At 63.8% G+C, this 9,179-nt stretch carries 8 protein-coding genes and 2 tRNA genes; 8 read left to right on the top strand and 2 right to left on the bottom strand.

The features are described from left to right. On the bottom strand, positions 1–625 hold a 625-nt coding region (locus NG701_RS05705), incomplete at its 3' end, for a dihydroxy-acid dehydratase domain-containing protein (RefSeq protein ID WP_252565239.1). A gap of 208 nt (positions 626–833) precedes the next feature. Between NG701_RS05705 and NG701_RS05700 the strand changes: the two genes are divergently transcribed. The 3 genes from NG701_RS05700 to NG701_RS05690 all read left to right on the top strand — a co-directional run bounded on the left by NG701_RS05700 (position 834) and on the right by NG701_RS05690 (position 3,387). After that, positions 834–2,054 carry a sunset domain-containing protein gene (locus NG701_RS05700; protein WP_252565238.1) on the top strand — a complete coding sequence of 407 codons (1,221 nt, stop codon included), beginning with the start codon at positions 834–836 and terminating at the stop codon, positions 2,052–2,054. Continuing rightward, positions 2,008–3,195, top strand: coding sequence for a PQQ-dependent sugar dehydrogenase (locus NG701_RS05695; RefSeq protein ID WP_252565237.1), 1,188 nt, complete (start codon positions 2,008–2,010; stop codon positions 3,193–3,195). Before NG701_RS05700 ends, NG701_RS05695 begins: the two co-directional genes overlap by 47 nt. A gap of 116 nt (positions 3,196–3,311) precedes the next feature. Next, positions 3,312–3,387, top strand: a tRNA-Lys gene (locus tag NG701_RS05690). Between the two features lie 141 nt (positions 3,388–3,528). Here NG701_RS05690 and NG701_RS05685 read toward each other — a convergent pair. Next, a complete protein-coding gene (locus NG701_RS05685; RefSeq protein WP_252565262.1) occupies positions 3,529–3,984 on the bottom strand; it encodes a MarR family winged helix-turn-helix transcriptional regulator in 456 nt (151 codons plus the stop codon). A 95-nt stretch (positions 3,985–4,079) separates the two neighbouring features. Between NG701_RS05685 and bcp the strand changes: the two genes are divergently transcribed. The 5 genes from bcp to NG701_RS05660 all read left to right on the top strand — a co-directional run bounded on the left by bcp (position 4,080) and on the right by NG701_RS05660 (position 9,120). Next, positions 4,080–4,553 (top strand): thioredoxin-dependent thiol peroxidase, encoded by a 474-nt coding sequence (gene bcp / locus NG701_RS05680; RefSeq protein WP_252565235.1) that lies wholly within the window; start codon positions 4,080–4,082, stop codon positions 4,551–4,553. 156 nt (positions 4,554–4,709) lie between these two features. After that, positions 4,710–4,791 (top strand) — tRNA-Leu (locus tag NG701_RS05675). Between the two features lie 257 nt (positions 4,792–5,048). Then, entirely contained in the window at positions 5,049–5,720 is a 672-nt protein-coding gene (locus tag NG701_RS05670) for a fasciclin domain-containing protein (RefSeq protein ID WP_141140923.1), read from the top strand. 144 nt (positions 5,721–5,864) lie between these two features. After that, positions 5,865–7,538 carry an ABC transporter substrate-binding protein gene (locus NG701_RS05665; RefSeq protein ID WP_252565233.1) on the top strand — a complete coding sequence of 558 codons (1,674 nt, stop codon included), beginning with the start codon at positions 5,865–5,867 and terminating at the stop codon, positions 7,536–7,538. A gap of 79 nt (positions 7,539–7,617) precedes the next feature. Next, a complete protein-coding gene (locus NG701_RS05660) occupies positions 7,618–9,120 on the top strand; it encodes a malate:quinone oxidoreductase (protein ID WP_252565231.1) in 1,503 nt (500 codons plus the stop codon). The last annotated feature ends 59 nt before the right edge of the window (positions 9,121–9,179 follow it).

Below are 9,179 nucleotides of genomic sequence, written 5' to 3'. Positions count from 1 at the left end.
CGCCGGGGCAGATGGCCTTTTCGATGCGGGTCAGGTCTTCGAGGCTCATCTTGCCCGCGGCGCATGCACCGACGGCTTCGAAGGCGTCGATGAGGGTGACTTCCTTTTCGGAGCCGTCCTCAAGCTTGACCCAGCCAGGCATGATGGAGCCGGCATAGAGGAACACGCTGGCGAGGTCCAGGCGCGCGGCAGCCATGAGCATGCCGGGCAGGGACTTGTCGCAACCGGCCAGCAATACGGAGCCGTCGATGCGCTCAGCCTGCATCACGGTCTCGACGGAGTCGGCGATGACCTCACGGGAAACGAGGGAGAAGTGCATGCCTTCGTGGCCCATAGAGATGCCATCGGAGACCGAGATGGTGCCGAACTGCATGGGGAAACCGCCGCCTGCGTGGACGCCTTCCTTGGCGCCCTGGGCAAGCCGGTTCAGGGAGAGGTTGCATGGAGTGATTTCATTCCAAGAACTCGCAACGCCGATCTGGGGCTTCGCGAAGTCGTCATCGCCCATGCCGACGGCGCGGAACATGCCGCGCGCGGGGGCGGCATGGATCCCGTCGGTGACGACCCGGCTGCGGGGCTTGATGTCAATCTTGTTCTCGGTTGCTGTTTGGGTGTCCTCACTCATGGGTCAAAGTCTATGACTCCGATCGGGACGCCAACGACTCGAACAGCCCGTTTGGCTCATTTTCAGGAATATTTCGATCAAAGAGTGGACGCTCGTCTCAAATCCTGAGACGGACCCTTACCGGCCTGCCGGAACCTAGACAGCCCCGTTCGCGCCGACGTACCGTCAGGGAACGGCAACCATGCCATCCGGACTGAAGGGCCCTGCTATGGATTTTGTCTTCTGGATTATCCTCATCGTGCTGATCGTAGGCGTCGTGTGGTGGCTGCTGAACCGCAGCAGCTCCTCGAGCACCAGCGACTCCACGCCGATCCGGACGGACGGCGGGCTCGCCGGAGGAAGCGCAGCCGCCTCGGCGGAAGCCGCCGGCACGGCGGGCATCCCCAGTGCTGCGGGCTTCGGCGCTGCTGAGCCGGCGCCACCGACGACGGCGGACGAGGCGCCCGTGCGGTCCAGCACGGCAGAACCCCGGGAAGCCGGCGGTGAGCACAAGGCCGGCCTTGGAGAACCTAGCGTGGAAAAGGACACCATCGTCGGGCACGACGCCGGCGTTGAGCCCAACGTTGCCGGTTCCACTGTTACTGCTGGTGCCGCATATACCGCTGGTGTCACAGACACTACTGGTCCCGCAGTTACCGCTGCAGCTGATGCACCGAAACGCCCGGTCGCCGAAGAACTGTCAACCCCAGAGTCGGCTGGCTCTGGGGAACCCGGCCGACCGGAGCGGCCGGCTGGGCAAGAGGAGCCGGCTCGCCCGGAGTCGCTAGCAGCCCAGGAACCTGGCAGCCAGGAGAGTGTGAGCCGGCAGGCAGACGAAGCTGAGTGGGAAACCCAGTGGTCCGAGGCAACCGCGCCAACACCACCCGCCGCCAGCCACCGGCCGGCAGGCGAAGCGTCCACCGTGATTGCCGACACCCCAACGCCCGAGGCGCCACCGGCCCAGGGCAGCGGATTTGTGCATCACCCGGAATATACGGAGCCCCATGCGCCCACGCTGCCCGGCGCCGAAACGGCCGCTGCGGAAGCCGAAGCCGCTGAAACGCAACCCGAAGTGGCCGCAGCCGATTCAGCCCCGCACGCGGCAAGCACGGCTCCCGTGCAAGCTGCAGGATCCACGGAGGCTGCAGTATCCAGAGAGGCTGCGGAAGCCCGGACCACGGAGCCTGCAGCCGTGGCGGACTACGAAGCTGCACCACCGGAACCGACGGGGCATCTGGCCGCGGACCAGCCCTACGGCGCCGGTTCCGCGTCGCCCGGCCCGGACGGCAGCGGCCCGGCGGATTTCGACGTCAAGGCCGACGCCGGAACGATGGTCTATTACGAGGCGGGGCATCCTGACTATGAGCAGACGACAGCCGACGTCTGGTTTGAGTCGGCGGCCCATGCGGAAGCTGCCGGTTTCCGGGCTCCCCGGCGCACCCGCAGCTGACTGGACGCAGGCGCCCTTTCGGGCCTTTGCGGCGGCCAAGCCCACCGCAGGCGCCTTCGCAGTGGGCTTGGCCCTGCTGCTCTCGGGCTGCACGGGGGACGCCAACGACGCTCCCACCGGCAGCATCACAGGGGCCGGAACCGGTACCGGCACGGAAATCGCGACGGGCACAGGAAACGCCACGCCGCCGAAGGTAGTGGCGCGGCTCGATCTCCAGCTCGACATTCCCTGGGCCGCGGTATTCCTGCCGAACGGGACCGCCATCATCTCCGAGCGTGACTCAGCTCAGCTGAAGGCTGTCCGTGATGGCAGGGCGACCACCATCGGCCAGGTCCCCGGCGTTGCTCCTGGCGGTGAGGGAGGCTTGCTGGGTCTCGCCCTCTCCCCCGGCTTTCCGTCCGACAACTACCTTTACCTGTACTTCACCTCTGCACAGGACAACCGCATCGCCCGGCTGAAGCTGACGGAACAGCCTGACGGATCCCTGAACCTTGGCGACCCCGAGGTGCTCTTTTCCGGAATCCCGAAGGCGCCCACACACAACGGCGGCCGGATCCGGTTCGGCCCGGACGGGTTCCTGTACGTGGGCACGGGAGACTCCCAGCGCCGGGATCAGCCGCAGGACCCGAATGCGCTGGGCGGAAAGATCCTGCGGCTGACTCCGGAGGGTGACCCCGCACCTGGCAACCCGTTCGGCAATGCCGTGTACAGCCTGGGGCACCGAAACGTCCAGGGACTGGCCTGGGACAGTGCCGGCCGGCTCTGGGCCAGCGAATTCGGCCCCGACGTCAACGACGAGCTCAACCTCATCGAGCCGGGAGGCAACTACGGTTGGCCCGCAGTAACCGGGGCACCGCACCGGGAGGGCTTCCGGGACGCGAAGGTGGTGTGGCCTTCGACGGCGGACTCCTCACCCAGCGGCCTGGAAATTGTCGGGTCGACCGCCTACCTCGGCGCCCTGCGCGGCCAACGCCTCTGGACGGTGTCCCTGTCCGGTGAGGAGGCAAGCGCTCCTGTGGCCTATTTCACACGGGAATACGGCAGGATCCGGGACGTCATCCGGACTCCCGACGGCGGCTTCTGGCTGCTTACTAACAACAAAAACCCTGATTTCGTGCTGGTTCTGGCCCCGCCCGGCTGAACCTGCAGGCCCCAGCGGCTCCGATTTCACATGGGTCGGAAGTTCGTGTAGAGTTTCATGTCGTTGCGGAGATCAACCGGGAAAGAAAAAGCCCGGAAGGTCACCACATAAAAGATGCACCTCTAGCTCAATTGGCAGAGCAATTGACTCTTAATCAATGGGTTCCGGGTTCAAGTCCCGGGGGGTGCACCAAGGGAAAAACAGCCCCTGGCACGCGGAAACGCGGCCAGGGGCTTTTTTTGTTTGTGGCCGTAGAAGATAAAAAATCCGGCACCACCACTGCGGAACTTCGCAGCGGGGATGCCGAAGGGGTTTTCCCGGATTACGGGATTGCTAGCCGAGCGGGGCACCGTCCACCAGGGCGCGGGTTGACGGCGAGGCGAACTGGCTTGCCAGCTCCCGGACCACGGCCTGGAGCTCCTGCCGCAGGGCGTCAGGGTCAATGGTTGCCGCGGCGAGCACCGAGCGTTCCATCTCAACGGCTGCGGCTGCGGCTTCCCGGCCGCTGTCGGTGAGGGACACCACCTGGCTGCGGCGGTCCGAGGTGCTGCGGACGCGGGCAATGTGGCCGTGGGACTCCAACCGGCTCAGGGTCTTACCCATGGTCTGGGCCTGAACGCGCACATATTGGGCGAGTTGGGCTTGTGTCATAGGCCCTTGCGCTGAGAGGACTTCGATAGCGATCACGCCGGCGTGCGTCAGTCCGATGGCGCTTAGCTTTTCGTTCCAGGAGTGTTCTACGAGGCGTGCCGCAGTGGACAATAGGCGCCCAGTGGGCCAGCGATCCATGTCAGGCATACCAGCAAGTATAGCTAAGGCTGGTTAGCACCGGTCCTGGATGCTTACTAAAATGGTGTGTTCCGCCTGCAACGAGGAGATTAACAGTGGCTGACAGACTCTTGACCGGTGACGTAGCGCCCGGCTTCATCCTGAAGGACTCGTCGGGTAAGGACGTCAGCCTTGCTTCCCGTCACGGCGGCAGCACCATCGTCTACTTCTACCCGGCCGCCGCCACCCCCGGCTGCACCAAACAGGCGTGCGATTTCCGTGACAGCCTGGCGTCCTTCACGTCGGCCGGCTATCGGGTCCTGGGCGTCTCCCCCAATTCTGTGGACAAACTGGCTGCCTTTGCCGCCAACGAGGACCTTAGCTTTCCGTTGCTTTCGGACGAGGACCATGCCGTGGCCGAAGCCTATGGTGCCTGGGGCGAAAAGAAGAACTACGGACGGACCTATGAGGGACTGATCCGCAGCACCGTGGTGATCGATCCCGACGGAGAAGTGGCATTGGCTCAATACAACGTCCGGGCCACCGGCCACGTGGCAAAACTCCGGCGCGACCTCAAACTGGACGCGTAACGCATTACGCGTGAATAGGCGGCCGGAACGCACGGCAGGAACCGGCTGACCGGAACCCCGCCGGCCCGAGGCTACAATGGAAACTGGCATCCGCCGTCGTACGTTTTTATCCGTAGGCCATCTGGCCAAGGTTGAGACAACGGCGGCAACTGCCAAGCGCGAGTGGTGAAATTGGCAGACACGCAGGATTTAGGTTCCTGTGCCTTCGGGCGTGGGGGTTCAAGTCCCCCCTTGCGCACACTTACACAGAGATCCCGGGCCCAAAGGCCCGGGATCTCTGTCATTTAAGTGTCCCAGCCACGGCATTCTCCCCCGGTTTGGCGCGAAATTAAAAACTTTTGGCGATCCACCCATCCGCTTCCATGCTCCGGCCGAATACCCATTGAGACACCAGCCAAGGGCTGGTGCCCAACAGTCGGAAAAGGCCCACGCGGCAGGCACAACGTCTGCAGCAGGCAAGAAATCGGCAGAAACCAAAAAACAAGGAGAACCGAAATGCAGTCATTCAAGCGCACATCCTTCACCGTCGCAGGCGTTGCAGCTGCAGCCCTGCTGAGCCTCACCGCCTGCGGTGGAACCGCAACCACAACCCCGAGCTCCTCCGCTCCGGCCGCCGCACCGTCGGCGACCAAGATGGCTCCGTCACCGTCCGCCAGTGCTGCTGCCATGGATCCGGCCGCAAACCTCGTTGGCGCAGGCTGCGCCGGCTACGCCGAGAAGGTCCCCACCGGGGCAGGCTCGGTTGCCGGGATGGCCCTTGACCCGGTAGCGGTCGCGGCATCCAACAACCCCATCCTGACCACCCTCACGGCAGCTGTCTCCGGCAAGCTGAACCCGAAGGTTGACTTGGTTGACACCCTGAACGGCGGCGAGTTCACGGTCTTCGCTCCGGTGGATGACGCCTTCGCCAAGATCGATGCCGCCACCATTGAAACGCTCAAGACTGACGATGCCCTGCTCAGCAAGATACTGACCTACCACGTGGTCCCCGGCCAGATCACCCCGGACAAGATCGCCGGCACACACGCCACGGTCCAGGGCGGTTCAGTCACTGTGACCGGCAGCAAGGATGCCCTCATGGTTGATGGCGCCAGCGTGATCTGCGGCGGCGTCCAGACCAAGAACGCCACCGTTTACCTGATCGACTCGGTGCTGATGCCCAAGTAGTCCCGCTTTCAAGCCAGAGGCCTGTTCCGCAACCGGAACAGGCCTCTGGCGTGTGTCCAGGGAGCACCGGGGTGTGTCAACTAGACTGTGTCCTTGGCCCGCAGTCGGCGGCGCCGGCCAGAAGCAGCCAGAGGTGATCGACGAGTGCCCAGCAGTACTTCGCGGCGAACGGTCATCAAGACCGGCGCCGTTTTTATGGCGTTAGGCCTGACATCCTGTACCGGCATCCCTTCGCCGTCGCCTTCACCAACGTCACCCTCAACGGCGCCCGCCGGCGCTCAGCCCACCGAAACGTTCACTTTCGGCACGGCGTCCCAGCCCTTGGGCCTGGACCCTGCGCTCTCGAGCGACGTGGAAAGCTACCGGATCACCCGGCAGATCCTCGAAGGCCTCGTGGGTGTGGACCAGACCACCGGAAAACCCACGCCGCTGCTGGCCACGGAATGGTCCGAAGAAAACGAAGGCCGCTCGTACACGTTCAAACTCCGCAGCGGCGTCTCGTTCCAGGACGGCACGCCCTTCAACGCCGACGCCGTGTGTGCCAACTTCAACCGCTGGTTCGCCTTCTCGGCGGAACTGCGGCGCCAAGCGCCGGGAAGCTCCTTCAAGAGCGTGTTCAAGGCACATTCCGACGACGCTGCGCTCTCCATTTTCAAGAGCTGCACGGCCCTTTCCGCCGACACTGTCCGGATCGACCTGACCCAGCGCTTCACCGCGTTCCTTCAGGCGCTCACCCTGCCGGCATTCGCCATCGCGTCCCCGGCAGCCCTCACCACGGGCACAGCGGATGTCCTGGATCAGACCCGTGGCGGAAACCCGGTCTCGCGGTTCGCCACCAACCCCGTCGGCACCGGACCGTTCAGCCTGGCCGCCTGGGACGAAGCCAGCGTCCGGCTCGTCAGCCACAAAGACTACTGGGGTGACCGCGGGCAGATCTCCACCATTAATTTCGTCACGTACGACCACCCCCAGACGCGGCTTCAGGCCCTCCTGGACGGCAAGATCGACGGCTACGACGCCGTCACGGTGGGCAACTTCGATCAACTGGTCAAGCGGGGCATGCAGATCGTCCAGCGTGATCCCTTCTCGGTGATGTACCTGGGCATCAACCAGGAAATTCCGGTGTTGCAGAACCAAAAGGTCAGGCAGGCCATTGAGCTGGCCATCGATAAGGAAACCCTGATCCGCAAGTTCTTCATCGACAACACCGCCAAAGCCTCACAGTTCGTCCCGCCCAAGATCAGCGGTTTCAATAATGACGCTCCCGCACTGGGCCACGACCCGGTCAAAGCCAAGGCCTACCTGACCGAGGCTGGCTACACCGGGGAAGAGCTCAGGTTCTACTATCCGCTCAACGCCACCCGACCCTATCTGCCCACGCCGGAGAAAATCTACGCTGAAATCAGCAGGCAACTGACCGCCGTCGGCTTTAACATCAAACCTGTCCCGGTGGACTGGTCTGAGGGCTATCTCCAGAAAGTGCAGTCACCCGGAGACCATGGGCTCCACCTGCTCGGCTGGAACGGCGCGTATGCCGATGCCGATAACTTTGTGGGCCCGCTGTTCGGCGAAAAGAACGGCGAATTCGGCTACCAGGACCCGCAGGTCTTTTCCAAGATCAACCGCGCCCGTGGCCTCCCCGCCGGCAAGGAACGCGACGAGCAGTACCACACCATCAACGCCCAGATCGCGGCCACTGTGCCGGCGGTTCCCATCGCCTTCCCCATCTCGGCCCTCGCACTCTCTGACCGCGTCAGCAGCTACCCGGCGTCCCCGGTACTGAGTGAAGTTTTCACAAAGGTACAGCTAAAGCCTTGACGGCCCGGCCCAATTTCAGTAAGCGGGCCGCCCGGGGATATTCTTTGACAGCCAGAGCCGCTGCTATCGGAGACTGATTGTGACCTTCATATCCAAGACCCAACATGCCGACGTCGTACTGATTGGCGGCGGCATCATGAGCGCCACGCTCGGGGCATTCATCAAGCAGCTTGAACCGAACTGGACCATCTCCCTGTTCGAACGCCTGGATCAGCCCGGGCTGGAAAGCTCCGACCCCTGGAACAACGCCGGAACGGGCCATGCTGCCCTGTGCGAACTCAACTACTCCCCCGCAGCCAAAGACGGCTCGGTGAACCCGGCCAAGGCCCTGCTCATCAACGAACAGTTCCAGCTGTCCCGCCAGTTCTGGTCCCACCTTGTGGAAGAATCCCTGATCGGCTCGCCGAAGGGCTTCATCAACACCGTCCCGCACATGAGCTTTGTCATCGGCGAGGACAACACCCAGTTCCTCAAGACCCGCTACGAAGCGCTCAAGTCCCACACGCTGTTCCGCAGCATGGAGTACTCCGAGGACCACGCACAGATCGCCAAGTGGGCACCGCTGATCGTCAAGGGCCGCGACCCCAAACAGCGCATCGCCGCCACCCGGGCAACGGAGGGGACCGACGTCGATTTCGGGGCACTCACCCGTGAGCTGACCACCTACCTCGGGAACAACGGCGTTGAAATCAATTACGGCCATGACGTCAGCGGCATCTCGAAGGCCGCCGACGGCGGCTGGGACCTTTCGATCAAGCACCCGGCTTCCGGGGAACACGGCAAGATCCACGCCAAGTTTGTTTTTGTGGGTGCCGGCGGCGGCGCGCTTCACCTCCTCCAGGCCTCCGGTATTCCCGAAAGCAAGGGCTACGGCGGGTTCCCCGTGTCCGGCCAGTTCTTCCGCTGCACCGACGAAAAGCTCTCCGCCCAACACAGCGCCAAGGTCTATGGCCAGGCTTCGGTGGGCGCGCCGCCCATGTCGGTCCCGCACCTGGACACCCGCTACGTCGACGGGAAGCGTTCGCTCCTGTTCGGCCCCTACGCCGGCTTCTCCACCAACTTCCTGAAGAACGGCTCGTACCTTGACCTGCCGTTGTCCATCCGGCCCAGCAACATCATCCCGATGCTTGCCGTGGCCAAGGACAACATGGACCTCACGGCATACCTCGTTAAAGAGGTGGCCAAGCGCCACGGCGACAAGGTGGAAGCGCTGCGCGAGTACTACCCCGAAGCCAAGGACGGCGACTGGGAGCTGATCACCGCCGGCCAGCGTGTGCAGATCATCAAAAAAGACCCGAAGCGCGGCGGCGTGCTGCAGTTCGGCACGGAAGTCATCGCCGGCCGCGACGGCACCATCGGGGCGCTTTTGGGTGCGTCGCCCGGCGCATCCACAGCGGTGCCCATCATGATTGAGCTGCTGCAGAAGTCCTTCCCCAAAAACTTCAAGGGCTGGCAGGGCAAGCTCAAGGCCATGATGCCGGGCTACGGCGTGAAGCTGGATGAGAATCCGGATCTGGCCGCAGAACTCGAGACGGCAACGGCCAAGGCACTGCAGCTGGAGAGCATTTCCGCCAACCACTGACGCCCGGCATTCCGGCCGGCAGGCCTGGCTGGACGGTCCGGTCCGCAGGAGTCCGTCAA

Source organism: Pseudarthrobacter cellobiosi (genome assembly GCF_023913815.1).
Taxonomy (GTDB): Bacteria; Actinomycetota; Actinomycetes; order Actinomycetales; family Micrococcaceae; genus Arthrobacter; species Arthrobacter cellobiosi.
The sequence above is the reverse complement of the archived record's forward strand: the minus strand, read 5'-3'. Positions and strand labels throughout refer to the sequence as shown.